At 73.2% G+C, this 12751-nt stretch carries 15 protein-coding genes; 10 read left to right on the forward strand and 5 right to left on the reverse strand.

Going from position 1 to position 12751, the window contains the following annotated elements:
- Positions 1 to 106: 106 nt before the first annotated feature.
- Positions 107 to 844, reverse strand: a complete 738-nt coding sequence (locus tag SM452_RS10960; RefSeq protein WP_463839835.1) for a VOC family protein — start codon at positions 842 to 844, stop codon at positions 107 to 109.
- Positions 845 to 988: 144 nt separating this feature from the next.
- Between SM452_RS10960 and SM452_RS10965 the strand changes: the two genes are divergently transcribed.
- Positions 989 to 1414 carry an iron chaperone gene (locus SM452_RS10965; protein WP_262012136.1) on the forward strand — a complete coding sequence of 142 codons (426 nt, stop codon included), beginning with the start codon at positions 989 to 991 and terminating at the stop codon, positions 1412 to 1414.
- 40 nt (positions 1415 to 1454) lie between these two features.
- Here the strand turns inward: SM452_RS10965 and SM452_RS10970 are convergent, their stop codons facing one another.
- Positions 1455 to 2180 carry a hypothetical protein gene (locus SM452_RS10970; RefSeq protein WP_463839836.1) on the reverse strand — a complete coding sequence of 242 codons (726 nt, stop codon included), beginning with the start codon at positions 2178 to 2180 and terminating at the stop codon, positions 1455 to 1457.
- Positions 2181 to 2374: 194 nt separating this feature from the next.
- Here SM452_RS10970 and SM452_RS10975 point away from each other — a divergent pair, with 194 nt between their 5' ends.
- From SM452_RS10975 to SM452_RS10995, 5 genes are all read left to right on the forward strand, one after another.
- On the forward strand, positions 2375 to 2824 hold the full coding sequence (locus SM452_RS10975; RefSeq protein WP_194800819.1) for a MarR family winged helix-turn-helix transcriptional regulator: 450 nt from the start codon (positions 2375 to 2377) through the stop codon (positions 2822 to 2824).
- Positions 2821 to 3636: an NAD-dependent epimerase/dehydratase family protein gene (locus tag SM452_RS10980; RefSeq protein WP_463839837.1), complete on the forward strand. Its 816-nt coding sequence runs from the start codon at positions 2821 to 2823 to the stop codon at positions 3634 to 3636. The genes SM452_RS10975 and SM452_RS10980 overlap by 4 nt, the downstream gene beginning before the upstream one ends.
- Before the next feature lie 62 nt (positions 3637 to 3698).
- Entirely contained in the window at positions 3699 to 4064 is a 366-nt protein-coding gene (locus SM452_RS10985; protein ID WP_463839838.1) for an ArsR/SmtB family transcription factor, read from the forward strand.
- A 14-nt stretch (positions 4065 to 4078) separates the two neighbouring features.
- Positions 4079 to 4504: an SRPBCC family protein gene (locus SM452_RS10990; RefSeq protein WP_463839899.1), complete on the forward strand. Its 426-nt coding sequence runs from the start codon at positions 4079 to 4081 to the stop codon at positions 4502 to 4504.
- Positions 4482 to 4844: a nuclear transport factor 2 family protein gene (locus tag SM452_RS10995; RefSeq protein WP_262012131.1), complete on the forward strand. Its 363-nt coding sequence runs from the start codon at positions 4482 to 4484 to the stop codon at positions 4842 to 4844. The genes SM452_RS10990 and SM452_RS10995 overlap by 23 nt, the downstream gene beginning before the upstream one ends.
- Here SM452_RS10995 and ftrA read toward each other — a convergent pair.
- Positions 4817 to 5809 carry a transcriptional regulator FtrA gene (gene ftrA, locus SM452_RS11000; RefSeq protein WP_463839839.1) on the reverse strand — a complete coding sequence of 331 codons (993 nt, stop codon included), beginning with the start codon at positions 5807 to 5809 and terminating at the stop codon, positions 4817 to 4819. The two genes, SM452_RS10995 and ftrA, sit on opposite strands and share 28 nt — an antisense overlap.
- A gap of 62 nt (positions 5810 to 5871) precedes the next feature.
- Between ftrA and SM452_RS11005 the strand changes: the two genes are divergently transcribed.
- Entirely contained in the window at positions 5872 to 6336 is a 465-nt protein-coding gene (locus SM452_RS11005; protein WP_463839840.1) for a rhodanese-like domain-containing protein, read from the forward strand.
- Between the two features lie 54 nt (positions 6337 to 6390).
- Positions 6391 to 6969, forward strand: coding sequence for a dihydrofolate reductase family protein (locus tag SM452_RS11010; protein WP_355513017.1), 579 nt, complete (start codon positions 6391 to 6393; stop codon positions 6967 to 6969).
- Here SM452_RS11010 and SM452_RS11015 read toward each other — a convergent pair.
- Complete coding sequence (locus SM452_RS11015; protein ID WP_463839841.1) at positions 6951 to 7661, reverse strand: helix-turn-helix domain-containing protein; 711 nt, start codon at positions 7659 to 7661, stop codon at positions 6951 to 6953. The genes SM452_RS11010 and SM452_RS11015 overlap by 19 nt on opposite strands.
- A gap of 154 nt (positions 7662 to 7815) precedes the next feature.
- Here SM452_RS11015 and SM452_RS11020 point away from each other — a divergent pair, with 154 nt between their 5' ends.
- The gene (locus tag SM452_RS11020) at positions 7816 to 8280 is read left to right on the forward strand and encodes a VOC family protein (protein WP_018786453.1); all 465 of its coding nucleotides are present in this window, start codon (positions 7816 to 7818) and stop codon (positions 8278 to 8280) included.
- 46 nt (positions 8281 to 8326) lie between these two features.
- Here SM452_RS11020 and SM452_RS11025 read toward each other — a convergent pair whose 3' ends face one another.
- Entirely contained in the window at positions 8327 to 9220 is an 894-nt protein-coding gene (locus SM452_RS11025) for a sulfotransferase domain-containing protein (protein ID WP_262012126.1), read from the reverse strand.
- Between the two features lie 243 nt (positions 9221 to 9463).
- Here SM452_RS11025 and SM452_RS11030 point away from each other — a divergent pair, with 243 nt between their 5' ends.
- Complete coding sequence (locus tag SM452_RS11030; protein WP_463839842.1) at positions 9464 to 12736, forward strand: hypothetical protein; 3273 nt, start codon at positions 9464 to 9466, stop codon at positions 12734 to 12736.
- The last annotated feature ends 15 nt before the right edge of the window (positions 12737 to 12751 follow it).

A 12751-nucleotide genomic window follows, 5' to 3' on the forward strand; every position in this document is an offset into this window, starting at 1 on the left:
GTGTTCAACCGGCACCTCGTCGGCCCGATCCCGGTGGTCCCCGAGTACCGCCCGCCGGAGCGGGCGGGCTGACCGGCGCCGGGCGGGCGCGCCCGCCCGGCGCCGGTCAGCCCGGAGTGAGGACGCAGAACTCGTTGCCCTCCGGGTCGACCAGCACCCGCCACGGGATGTCAGCCCCGCCCAGGTCCGCGTCGGTCGCGCCGAGGGACCGCAGGTGGGCGGTCTCGGCGTCCAGGTCGTCCGACGGGTACGGGCGGACGTCGAGGTGGACACGGTTCCACCCGGTCTTCGCGTCGGCGGTGCGGGCGAACCGCAGGTACGGCCCGACGCCCTTCGCGGAGCGCAGCACCGCCTGCCGGTCGGTCACCTCGTGCACGGTCCAGTCGGTGGCCCGGCCCCAGAAGGCGGCCATGGCACGCGGGTCGGCGCAGTCGGCCACCACCTCGGCGATCGGCCCGGTGTCCGCGTGCCGCGGGTTCGGCTCCCGTACGCAGAACTCGTTGCCCTCCGGGTCCGCCAGGACCGTCCACGGCACGTCGCCCTGGCCCACGTCGGCGGGGGTGGCGCCGAGCGCGGTCAGGCGCGCGACCAGCTCCGCGTGGTGCGCGGCCGAGGTGGTCGCGAGGTCGACGTGGACGCGGTTCTTCGCCGTCTTCGGCTCGGTGGAGACGACGAGGTCGATGTAGAGGGCGCGGGGGTCCGGGTAGGTGAGGTCCTCGGGTTCGAGGTTCGTCACGCCGGGGGCCTCGCTGGAGATCCCCCAGCCGAGTACCTTCGCCCAGAAATCGCCGAGCGCCACCTCGTCGTGGGCCTTCATGTTGATCTGTACGAACCGGGTTGCCATGGCGGCGATGGTAGGTGCCGCGCCGGGTCGCCGTGGTCCCGGCAGGTGATCAGGAATCGAGAAGCGCGCCGTCACCGCCGCGCCATAGCGTTGTCATCGGGCGGTCGGCACCACGCGGACCGCGAGTCACGAGGGGGGATCGAGATGTCCGACGGGTTCAGCGCCGAGGAACGCGCCGCGATGAAGGAGCGCGCGGCCGAGCTGCGCGCCGAGGGCAAGAAGGGCGCGAAGAAGGCCGACGACCTCCAGGCGGTGCTCGACCGGATCGCGCAGATGGCGCCGGAGGACCGGAAGCTGGCCGAGCGCGTGCACGCCACGATCACCGCCGCCGCGCCGGACCTGTCGGCGAAGACCTGGTACGGCATGCCCGCGTACGCGAACGCCGCCGGCAAGATCGTCGTGTTCTTCCAGGACGCGGGGAAGTTCAAGTACCGCTACTCGACAGTGGGCTTCCAGGAGGCGGCGAACCTCGACGACGGCGACATGTGGCCGGCGTCGTTCGCGCTGGTGCGGTGGAGCCCGGAGGTGGAGAAGAAGCTCACCGAGCTGGTGCGTACCGCCGTGTCCTGATCGTGCCGGCGGCGCGGCCAGGCGGGCGCGGCCGGCGACGTCAGCGCTGCCAGGAGTCGAGGCCGCGGACCGCGGCCCGGGCGATGTCGTCGGCCAGGCCGGGGTCGGTGCTGGTGCCCTCCCAGCCCTGGTCGTGCACGACAGTCACCGCGTCGGCGACCCGGATCACGAGGATCTGGCTGGTGCTCCGGCCCTGGGCCGGGCTGCCGTCCAGGCCGGTAGCGGGCCGGCTCACCGTGACCAGCAGGGCCTCGTCCCCGGTCCCGGCCATCGGCCGGGACACGACGGTGACGGTGCCGCCCGAGGCCTGGAACGACCGGCAGTCCGCCACCGCCCCGCGCACCCGGCGCAGGTAGTCGGCGGCGCCGGTGCCCTCGAACGCGAAGACGGTCTGGTGCAGCGTGCCGTAGGGGACGTTCTCCGGCGGGTCCTTCGGCTGCTTGTAGGTGCTCATCATCGCGGCGCTCGCGGTGACCGACCGACCGCCGCTGCGGAACTCCTTGTCGCACAGCTCGGGCAGCGCGTCGGCGACGTCGGTCGGCTGGGCGGCGGTCTTGCGCAGTTCCGGCGGCAGGTCGACGAAGGCGGACGTCGGGATCGTCACGGGCCCGCCGGACGACTGCGACGTCTCCGGCGTCGCGGGGGTGGTCGCCGAGGTCGCACTCGTGCCAGCGGCGCCGCCGTCGTTCCCACCGCCGTCGTTCCCACCGCCGTCGCCGCACGCGCCGGTCAGCAGCGCGGTGACGAGCAAAGGTACGCCAAGCATTCGCCTACGGCGACTCGGTGTCCTCATGTCGACCTCCGTCCCGTGCCCGTCCCGACGACGTTCCCGATGCCACGCCGCCCGAAACGGCGCGCCCGTCCCTGCTCATCCAACTGCCGGGCACCCCGCCTCGTTCCGGCGCGCCGCCTCTTGACATGTCGTTAGGCACCTGACAATGTTGTCAGGTGCCTAACGACATGAACGCCTACGAGCTGGACGCTCCGGGCGTCTGGGCGAAGAAGTACTTCCTCGCCAGCCGGGCCCTCATGGAGTCCGTGCTGCGCCCCTACGATCTCGGGAACACCCAGTGGTACGTGTTGTACCGGCTGAGTGAGGGCCGGCCGGTCGGCCAGCGCACCCTCACCCGCGAACTCGAGGTCGAACGGGCGACCCTCAGCGCGGTCATCGCAGCGCTCGTCCGCAAAGGCCTGATCGAACAGGTACCCGACCCGGACGACCAGCGTCAGAAGCAGCTGCACATCACGCCGGCCGGCGTGAACCTGTGGCACTCGCTCCCCGATCCGATGGCGTTGATCGCGGAAGTCGCCTTCGGCGGAGTCGACCCCGCGGACATCGAGACCATGAATCGCGTCCTCAGCGGCGCGACCAGACGACTCATCGACTACCGGAAGGAGCACGGATCATGACCGTTCTCGTGACCGGCGGAACGGGCCTCGTCGGCTCCCGCCTGCTCGGGCGACTCACCGCGGCGGGTGTCGAGTGCCGCGCCCTCGTCCGTCCCGGAAAAGTAGCGCCCGAAGGCGTACGGCGCGTCGAGGGTGACGTCCTCAGCCCCGAATCCCTGCCGGCAGCCGTGGAAGCCGTCACCGCTGTCATCCACCTGGCCGCTGTCTTCCGCACCCGCGACGACGACCAGATCTGGGCCGTCAACCGGGACGGCACCCGCAATCTCATCGCCGCCGTTGAGAAGCACGCGCCGAAGGCCCGGTTCCTGCTGGCCAGCACCTCCAACGTCTACGGTGCCGAGAGCACGCACCCCGGGCGTGAGGACGACCCCGTCGCGCCGACGCTCGCCTACCCCGCCAGCAAGATCGAAGCCGAGCAGCTGCTTCGCGCCAGCGGGCTCACCTGGGGCATCCTGCGGCTTCCCTTCATCTACGGAGACCGGGACGGGCACCTCAAATCGTTGCCCGAACTCGCGGCCGGCATGGGGTGGCACCCGGCACAGAGACTGAGCGTCTGCCACCACGCCGACATCGCCACGGCGTTCGCACTGGCCCTCACGGGCGCCTTCGACAACCGCACCGTCAACATCGCCGACGAGTCGCCACTGAGCATCTACGAGATGTCCCAGCTCGTCGGCTACTCCTACGGCTCCTCCGCCGAACCGCTCAGTCAGCCGTGGCGGGGGCAGATGGACATCAGCCTCGCCCGCAGCCTCGGCTTCACACCGACGATCAGCACCATCTACGAGGCTGTCCGCAGCGGCGCGCTCTGACCCGGCGCCAGCATCAACAAAGGATCGTTTGCGCAAACGCGTGTTTGCGATAGCGTGAGGCCATGCGCTCCGATCCGGACCTCGATCTCGCCTTCGCCGCCCTCGGCGACCCGGTCCGCCGCGCCCTGCTGACCCGCCTCGCCCGGGGTGAGGCCACAGTGGGCGAGCTGGGTGAGCCGTTCGACCTGACGCCGCAGGCCATCTCCCACCACGTCGGCGTGCTGCGCCGGTGCGGCCTGGTCGAGCAGCGACGAGAGGGCACGCGGCGGCCGTGCCGGCTGCGCGTCGACCGGCTCGCCCGGCTGAGTACGTGGATCGACGAGCAGCGGCGCGCCTGGGACGACCGTCTCGAGGCGCTGGAGACGCACCTATCCGATCCGGAGGCGACCCGTTTAGGGCCCGTACCGAACGGCACGGCGACGAGCTGATCGCGCGGCGCCACCTGCCCGCCCTGCCGGACCGGGTGTGGGAGGCCTTCACCTCACCGTCCGGCATCGCCGCGTTCTGGGGCGGCTCGCACGCCACGGTGCCGGCGGCGACGGTGACTGTCGACCTGCGACCGGGCGGCGAGTTCGCGCTCGACACCCGCGCCCCGGACGGCCGGACCGGGCGCCTGCGGTTCGTCTACGTGAGCGTCGATGAGCCGCGTGAGCTGGTGTTCGACGAGCCGGTCACCGGCCTGCGCACCACCGTCACGCTGCGGCCCGCCGGGCACGGCACCGACCTCACCGTGCACCAGCGCAAGCTCCCGCCCGAGTTGCGCACCGACCAGGCAGCCGACGGGCTCGCCTCGATCCTCGACGCCCTCGCCGCCCACCTCCGACACCACGACGATGGAGACACCAGTGACCCGAGCAACCCAGCGTGACCTGGTCGCCGAATACTTCGACGGCTTCCGGGCGAGCGACCACGAACGCATCCTCGCCACGCTCACCGACGACGTCGAGTGGGTCATCCACGGCCACCGCACCACCCGGGGCCGGGCGGAGTTCGACGGCGAGATCGAGAACCCGGCGTTCACCGGCAGCCCGCAGCTCGACATCGAACGCGTGCACGAGGACGGGCCGGTCGTCGTGGTGACCGGCGAGGGCCGGGGCGTCAGCGTCGAGCACGGGCCGTTCCGGTTCGCCTTCAACGACCTGTTCACGTTCCGGGACGGGCTGATCGCCCGCGTCGACTCCTACGTCGTCCCGCTGCCTGGCGCGTGAGCACCGCCCGACGCCCCGGTGAAGGCCCGGCGGTACGCCGACGGCGAGGTCCGCATCGCGGCGGCGAAGTGGTGCCGGAACGTCACCGCCGTCTCGAACCCCACCGCCGCGGCGACCTCCTCGATCGGCGCGGTGGTCGTCTCCAGCAACGGCAGGCTGGCCTGGACGCGCCGGTCGATCAGCCAGCGGATCGGGCTGGTGCCGGTGGCCCGCGCGAAGTGCCGCAGGTAGGTACGGGCCGACATGTGCGCCCGCCGCGCCAGCCGGTCGACGGTGATCGGGGTGTTCAGGTTCGCCAGCGCCCAGGACATGCTCGCGGCGAGCCGGTCGTCCTCCGGGTCGCCGGGCACCGGCGCCTCGATGAACTGCGCCTGGCCGCCCTCGCGGTGCGGCGGTACGACCAGCCGGCGGGCGACCGCGTTGGCGATCGTCGGGCCGTGGTCGCGGCGTACCAGGTGGACGCAGAGGTCCAGACCGGCAGCGCTGCCGGCTCCGGTGAGGATGTCCCCGTCGTCGACGTAGAGCACGTCCGGGTCGACGCGTACCGCCGGGTGGCGCCGGGCGAGCAGGTCGGCGTACCGCCAGTGGGTGGTGGCGCGGCGGCCGTCGAGCAGTCCCGCGCCGGCCAGGGCGAACGCGCCCGAGCAGATCGAGACGATCCGGGCGCCGCGCCGGTGGGCCGCGCGGAGCGCGCCGGTGAGCGCCGGTGACGGGTCGGCGTGCACGTCGGCGACGCCGGGCACGATCAGCGTGCCGGCGGCGGCGAACGCGTCGAGGCCGTGGCCGGTGTGCAGGGTGGCGCCGCCGACCAGCCGTACCGCGCCGGGGGTCTCCGCGCAGACGGTCAGCTCGTACCAGGGCACGTCGAACTCCGGGCGGGGCAGGCCGAAGACCTCGGTGACGATGCCGGTCTCGAACACCGACATGCCCTGGTACGCCAACACCGACACGGTGGCGCGGTTCATGGCGGGATCTTAGCGACTGGCGTCGCCCGCGCCACTGGATCGGCCGGACGACGGCCACCACGATGAGTGCCATGTCGAACGTCCTGCGCATCCCCGCCGCCCGCCCCGCCGACGCCCTCGCCCACTTCGCGGCCCGGCTCTCGTTCGAGGCCGACGTCAGCGACGTGCACGCCGACCTGGAGGCGGGCGTACCGGGCCTGGTCGTGGTCGACTCGCGCTCCCTTCCGGCATGGCGGCAGGGGCACATCCCCGGCGCCGTGCACCTGCCCACCGCGGAGATCGCCGCCCGGGCGGGCGAGCTGGTCCCGCCGGGCGCCACTGTGGTCACCTACTGCTGGGGGCCGGGCTGCAACGGCGCCACCCGCGCGGCGCGGGAGTTCGCCCGGCTCGGCCGGCCGGTGAAGGAGATGATCGGCGGGTACGAGTACTGGGTGCGGGAGGGTTTCCCGGTGCGTACCGAGGCAGGGCTGGTCCGGCGGCCCGCCGACGACCTCACCGCGCCGGCCGGCGTCTCGTGTGGCTGCTGAGGCGTGTCGGTTCCGTACAAGACGGCAGGTGGTGGCCGTTCCTAGCATTGCCGCATGCGTGATCTCGTCTACACCGGATTCATGTCGCTCGACGGCGTCGTGGACTCCCCCGGCGGCGGCCCGGGCGAGGACCACCGCAGCGGCGGCTGGGTCGTCAAGGACATCGAGTTCCTGCCGGAGGCGTTCTCGCTCAAGGGTGAGGAGCTGGCACAGACCACGGCGCTGATGTTCGGGCGGCGCAGCTACGAGGCCTTCGCGCCGACCTGGCGCGACTCCGAGGACCACGCCGCCTACCGGGACCTGCCGAAGTACGTGGTGTCGTCCACCCTGCCCGACGACGCGCTGATCGACGGCTGGGGGCCGCTGACGATCCTTCGGAACACCGCCGACGTGGCCGCGCTCAAGCAGGGCGACGGCGGCGACATCTTCATCCACGGCAGCGCCGAACTCGCCCGCCGTCTCGCCGAGGCGGACCTGATCGACAGGTACCACCTGCTCGTCTTCCCGGTGCTGCTCGGCGCCGGCAAGGGCCTGTTCAGCCAGGCGGACCGGGACCGGCAGACGCTGCGTCTGCGCGACTCGGCCACCTACCCCAACGGCGTCGTCAAGCTCATCTACGACGTGACCCGCTGAGCCGGGTCCAGCGCGATCGCCCCACCGGCGCCCGCGCGCAGCTCACCGGCCGTCCGTCCGACGTACCGGCGCAGCGCGCGGGCCAGGTGCGGTTCGTCCACGTACCCGAAGGTGGTGACCGCGTCGGCGGGCGGGCCGCCCGCGGCCAGCAGCACCGCGGCCCGGCGCGCGCGGTCGATCTGCCGCACCGCGCCCCGGGTCAGCCCGGTCGCCGCCCGGAACCGGCGTTCGAGGGTACGCGGTGACGCCGGTGGACGGCCGCCGCGCAACGTCTCGGTGACCAGCGGGTCGCGGACCACCACACCGGCGCGGACCAGCCGCTCCACCAGGGCCTCGGCGTCGTCCGAACCGGGTGTCTCCCACCGGCCGCCGTCGAGCCGGAACGTGCGGCGGCCCACGTCGGGCAGCTCGGCGCCGCCGTCCACCAGCGCGGGCGTGGGTACGAGCCGCAGCGAGGTGCCCACCGCGAACTCGATGCCGACGAACGTGGCGCCCTCGGGCACCGGCGCGGTGCCGGTCGCGGTCTCGGGGCCGGACACGGCCGCGTAGGAGCGCCCGTCGCGCTGCCAGAACACCAGTCCCCAGCACGGCGTCGCCACCGAGGTCATCTCGTCGACCCGATCGCTGACGCAGGTCCACACGGTGTCGATCCAGGCCGAGTCGGACGCCCGCGTGGTGAACCGCAGCTCCACGGCAGGAGCATACGGCGGCGGCCCAGGTGGGGATCATTCGCTCACCGCCTCGCACGATCCTTCGCATTTCCGATAGGACGGTCGAGATACGGAGGTGGAATGGACCGGTTGGGTGAGCGTTGCGCGCAGTGTGCCGAATCGCTAGCGTCGCGGGATGACCGACGAGCCACCGGTACGGGTCGCGCTGCGGGTCAGTGACGTCACGGCGGCCTCGACGTTGTATCAGAGTTTCGGTTTCGTCCCGGTGGGCACGGTGCCTGGCGCTGATGGTGGTCTCGCCATGGCAATCCTCCGGCGGGGTCCGTTGCAGTTGCTGGTCGACGCGCTGGTCGGCATCCCGTTCCCGGACAGCGCCCGGGAACGTCAGACGAAGACCGGCCCGCGCGGGCTCGGCGTTGTCATCGGGCTCGAGGTCGACGACATCGACGAGGCGGCCCTGCGGTGTGAAGCTGCTGGCTGCGTCATCAGTGCCGGCCCGGCGAACGCACCATGGGGAGAAAGGTACGTCGAGTTCGAGGACCCGTTCGGCTATGCGTGGAAGTTCTTCCGGGTGACCGACTCGACGCACGACGGCTTGCAGTCTGTCCACGATCTGTGGTTCGGGCAGGCGGGCTCGTGATGCGCCCTCTTCCGAGCGGTACGAGCACCGTACCGCCGTCACCGCACTACCGGGCGGCGGACCCCTGCCCGTTCCGCTCGTCGTCGCGGGCGGGGTAGCCGAGGATCTCGGCGAGGTCACCGGCCGCCTTCGTGTACGCGGCGTAGATGTCGTCGTCGAAGTGGTTGCGCCAGTCGCCGGAGGCGCCCTTGCGGTAGTGGGAGATCCGCCCCGGGGTCTCCTTCGACTTCTTCATCTTGGTGAAGCTGTAGCGGGCCAGCAGCGCCTCCAGCTCGGCCGGCGGCAGCGTGATCCCGCAGTGCCGCATGAGCTGGTCGACCTCGTCGGCCTGCCGCTCGCCGGTCAGGTCCTCGTAGCGGAACAGCCGGAACGTCTCGTCGCTCGGCGCGACCGCCCAGGAGCGCATCTGCCCGAACTGCTTCTTGTCGCGCAGCCGGTCGATGACGTAGAGCATGCCCTCCTTCTTCGGCAGTTCCTGGAGGGCCTTGCGTGCCTGCGGGATGTCACCCATCGGGGCGTGCGAGTTGCGCAGCGAGAAGTAGCTGGAGACGACGACGTCGCGCGGGTCGCGGATCACGAAGAACGCGCGGTAACTGCCGGCCTTGGGCACCGCCTCGAACCGCTTGTGGGAGAGGAAGATCGCCAGGCCGATACGGCCGGCCGGCACCGGCGCGGTCGCCCCGCCGGCGTAGAAGCGCGGGTCGTAGGGCAGCATCCCGCAGTGGCGGTAGACGGCCGGGTCGCTGAACAACGCCTTGATCCACTGGCTGCCGGTCTTGCGGACGGTGCAGTGGAAGATGTTGTCGAACTCGCTGCGTGCCACCACCGGAACGGTGAGTCGCATGCGGGCGTTGCGCGCTTCCATCTGCGCCCGCCGGGCCTTGACGCGCAGAGAATTCGGCGAATTGTGCTTGGCGAATTCGACGGCCCGATTAATCATTTCCCAACCTCATCCGGACCCCGCGGAGCAGGGGCAGCACGAACACCTTTCCGCACGTCACGCAGGTGAAGTCCGCAGACTTCGCCTGCTCCGCCCCGCGCCCCGACGCGCCGCTAGGAATATCCCCGACGGTCCGATTAATGTCAATCCCGGTCAGCTGGGAGAACGCTGAAAATCTACAATTTCCATAGGAATTGCGGAATTGCGCGACGGGGCAGCAGCGCACGCTCGTGCACCGGCACAATGAGCGCCGTGCTCACCCCCACCCGCGATCTGCTGACCGCACTCGACCCGCTGACCCACCGTGACCGGGCGCGGCGCCTCGTGGCGTGGGCACGCACCGCGCCCGACCGTGCGCAGGTCTGCGCCGACCTGCGCCGGCGCGGCAGCTACGAGCGGCGTCTCGCGCTGCTCGCCGCGCTGGCCACCCGGGACACCGCGTCGGTTCTGGCCGCGACGTACGACCCGGAGCCCGCGATCGCCGCCACCGCGCTGACCGCCGCGGTGCGGGCCGGCGTGACGCCCGCCGACCTGACCGACCGGCCGGCGGAGGCGCGGCGGCGCATCTACCGGGTGCTGCGCCGCCGGCCGGTCCCGGCCGTCGCCGACGCACTGATCATCGGGGTACGCGAGCGGTTCGGTGATCACGAGGCCGCCGCGTTGCTGCCCGCCTGCGGCCCCGAGACGGTACGGACCTGGCTGCCCGACCTGGAACACGCGCTGAACCCGGAACGGCTGATGCGGACGCACTCCGACATCGTGCTGGCCCGCACCGGTGAACGGCTCGCCTCGGCACCGCCCGAGACGCGCGGGCGGCTCTGGGCGGAGGTCGCCGACGCGGTGCTGCACGGCGATCCGGCGCGGGCGCTGGACCTGCTCGACGCGTACGCGCCCGAGGAGTCGCTGCCCGGCCCGCTCGTCGCGTACGGGCGACTCGCCGCACACGACGCGCGCCGGGTCGTACGCCTGCTCGTCTCGCCCGCCCGCGTGGCCTGGCTGGCCCGGACCGCGCTGCCCCGGGCGCTGCTGCGCCGCCTCGCCGCGCTGCCCACGGACGAGTTGGTCCCGCTCGCCGCCCGGCTGCGGGAGCACGACCGGGCGCTCGCCGGTCTGCTACGCGCCGTCGCGCCGAGCCGCCGCGCCGAGCTGTACGACGGCGCGCTGGCCGACACCGACACCACCGCGCTGCTGCCCGGCACCGCGGTGATGGAGGTGCTCCCGGCGGCGGTACGGGCGCGCGAGGCGGCCCGGGTGCTGAGCCTGCCGACGGTCCACGAGCGGGAGGAGCAGGTGCGGTTCTGGAGCGCGTACCTGCCGTGGGCGCAGGCGTCCGCGTCGGCGAGCGCGGCGCTGCGCTCGGGCGACGCGGAGGAGCGCGCGGACGGCTGGCGGCTGCTGGTGGCGGCGGCGCGCCGCTCCCGCGAGCCGCGGACGGTGGCCCAGGTGGTGGTCCGGCTCGGCCGGCTGCGCAACGAACAGGACCCGGTACGCGCCGCAGCGCTCACCGCGCTGGCCACCGTGGCGCCACTGCTCACCGCCACGAGCGCGGCCGGACTGACCGGGCTCACCACCGACGCGGTGGACGCGCGGGACACCTCGGCGACCACCACCACCGCGTTGAGCCGGCTCGCCGTCGACGTCCTCACGCTCCACGTGGACGTGCCGGAGCTGGCCGAGTGGGCACTGCTCACGATCGACGCGGTGAGCAGTGACGCGAACGTGCCGATGCTGCGCCGCCTCGACACGGTGCTGCGGCACGGCCAGGAGACGGTGGTGTTCGACCGGCTGCGCGGCCGGATCGAGGCGGGCATGGCGCGCGGCCGGTACGGGCTGCTGTTCGCGCTCACCCACGCGCTCGGCCGGCGGGCCCGGCGGCTGCCGGAGCTACAGGACCTGCTGCGCCGGGCGATCGGGCCGGGCACCCTGCCCCCGGTGGCCCACACGGCGACCAGGCTCTGGCTCGCCGATCCGCGTACCCGCTCGCAGCGCGTCGCGGAGGTGCTCGACGTGGACGCGTCGGCGGTGGCACTGCACGAGGTGTGGACGATCGTCTGCACCTCCCGCACCGACCTGCTCGACCGGGTGCTGGACCGGCCCCCGCGCGGCCGGTTCGTGGAGCGCGGCCTGCGGTGGGTGCCCGGCACGGCCCCGTACGCCCAGCGGTGGCTCCCCCGCCACCAGGACCGGTTCGTCGCGCTGCAGGCCCGCGTCATCGCCGACTCCGGTCACCGGGTGTGGCAGCGGGCGGCGGCGATCCGGGCCGCCGCCGGGGCCGGCCCGGCCGGGCGCGAACTGGTGCTGCGCCACGTCGACGCGTCCGAGGTGCCGGTCGCCGAGGCGGCGCTGGGTGCGCTGGTCTGGACCGATCGGCCGGACGATGCGTTCCCGGTGCTGCTGCGGTACGCCGACGGCGACCGGGCACGTGTCGCGCTGTACGCCGCCGGACGGGCCGCCCGGTACGTTCCGCCGGCCCGCCTGACCGACCTGCTGGGCGGGGTGCTGACCGGCGCCGCGAAGGTCACCAGCCGCAAGGAGGCCGCACGGCTGCTGGCCCGCTACGCGCGGGTGGACGCGATGGCGGCGCTCGGCGAGGCGTACGCCGATCCGGGCACGCACCGCGACGTGCGCGCGGCGATCGTCTCCGCCGCCCGGCAGCGGCTGGGACCCGAGGCGACCTGGGCCGTGCTGCGCGCGGCGGTGCACGCCAGCCGGGAGGAGCGGCGCGCGGTGCTCGGCGCGTACCCGTCGGGGATCTCGGAGCGGCACCGCCGCAGCTACGCCGGCCTGGTCGTGGCGGCGTGCCGTGCCGACGACCGGGAGGTCCGCCGCGCCGCGTTCGACGCGCTCGGCGAGTGGTCGCAGTGGCTGACCGGCGTCACCGACCTGGTCGTGGACCGGCTCACCGACCCGGACGAGACGACGCCGAGCATCGGGGTGGCGAACCTGCTGCGAGCCGGTGGGGACGAGGCCTTCCGGGCCGCGCTGGAGCGGCTGGTCCAGCGGGACGCGGCCGACGACGACCCGGGCGGCCCGGTGACCGACCGGCCCGCCCGGCGGCGCGTCGAGTCGCTCGCCGAGGGCGCGGCCCTGTGGTCCGACAGCCGCCCCGCGGGCGCCGACCGTGCCGGGCTGGTCGAGGCCGCGCGGTGGCTCGCCGGCCGGGACGGCTTCCTGGGTACGGCCACCGGCCTGCTCGTCGACCTCGGGCGGCTCGACGACCTGGACGAGGTCGCCGCGCTCTGCGCGGACCGGCCCGTGGTCGCGGTCCGTACCGCGCAACGCGTCGCCGAGCGTCTGCTGACCATGCGGCGGCGGCCCGATCCGGCGGCGCTGGCCGGCACCGTGGCCCACCTCGCCGGGCGCGGCGACCTGGCCGGCGGGCTGTTCGCGGTGACGCTCGTGGCGCACGGGTCGGAGTTCGGCTGGAAGACGCCGTGGCGGGACCTGCTGATCGGGTTGCGCCGCCATCCGGACGCCGACGTGCGGGAGGCGGCGTACACGCTCGACATGAGCTGACGCCCAGGTGGGCCC

The organism is Micromonospora sp. SYSU B005, from assembly GCF_055362685.1.

What these genes read in the sequence shown, in the direction of transcription:
- SM452_RS10970 (WP_463839836.1), bottom strand. Translation starts at nt 2,180, where the DNA reads ATGCTTGGCGTACCTTTGCTCGTCACCGCGCTGCTGACCGGCGCGTGC.
- SM452_RS11030 (WP_463839842.1), top strand. Translation starts at nt 9,464, where the DNA reads ATGAGCGCCGTGCTCACCCCCACCCGCGATCTGCTGACCGCACTCGAC.
- SM452_RS11020 (WP_018786453.1), top strand. Translation starts at nt 7,816, where the DNA reads ATGACCGACGAGCCACCGGTACGGGTCGCGCTGCGGGTCAGTGACGTC.
- SM452_RS10975 (WP_194800819.1), top strand. Translation starts at nt 2,375, where the DNA reads ATGAACGCCTACGAGCTGGACGCTCCGGGCGTCTGGGCGAAGAAGTAC.
- SM452_RS10965 (WP_262012136.1), top strand. Translation starts at nt 989, where the DNA reads ATGTCCGACGGGTTCAGCGCCGAGGAACGCGCCGCGATGAAGGAGCGC.
- ftrA (WP_463839839.1), bottom strand. Translation starts at nt 5,809, where the DNA reads ATGAACCGCGCCACCGTGTCGGTGTTGGCGTACCAGGGCATGTCGGTG.
- SM452_RS10985 (WP_463839838.1), top strand. Translation starts at nt 3,699, where the DNA reads ATGCGCTCCGATCCGGACCTCGATCTCGCCTTCGCCGCCCTCGGCGAC.
- SM452_RS10980 (WP_463839837.1), top strand. Translation starts at nt 2,821, where the DNA reads ATGACCGTTCTCGTGACCGGCGGAACGGGCCTCGTCGGCTCCCGCCTG.
- SM452_RS11005 (WP_463839840.1), top strand. Translation starts at nt 5,872, where the DNA reads ATGAGTGCCATGTCGAACGTCCTGCGCATCCCCGCCGCCCGCCCCGCC.
- SM452_RS10960 (WP_463839835.1), bottom strand. Translation starts at nt 844, where the DNA reads ATGGCAACCCGGTTCGTACAGATCAACATGAAGGCCCACGACGAGGTG.
- SM452_RS11025 (WP_262012126.1), bottom strand. Translation starts at nt 9,220, where the DNA reads ATGATTAATCGGGCCGTCGAATTCGCCAAGCACAATTCGCCGAATTCT.
- SM452_RS11010 (WP_355513017.1), top strand. Translation starts at nt 6,391, where the DNA reads ATGCGTGATCTCGTCTACACCGGATTCATGTCGCTCGACGGCGTCGTG.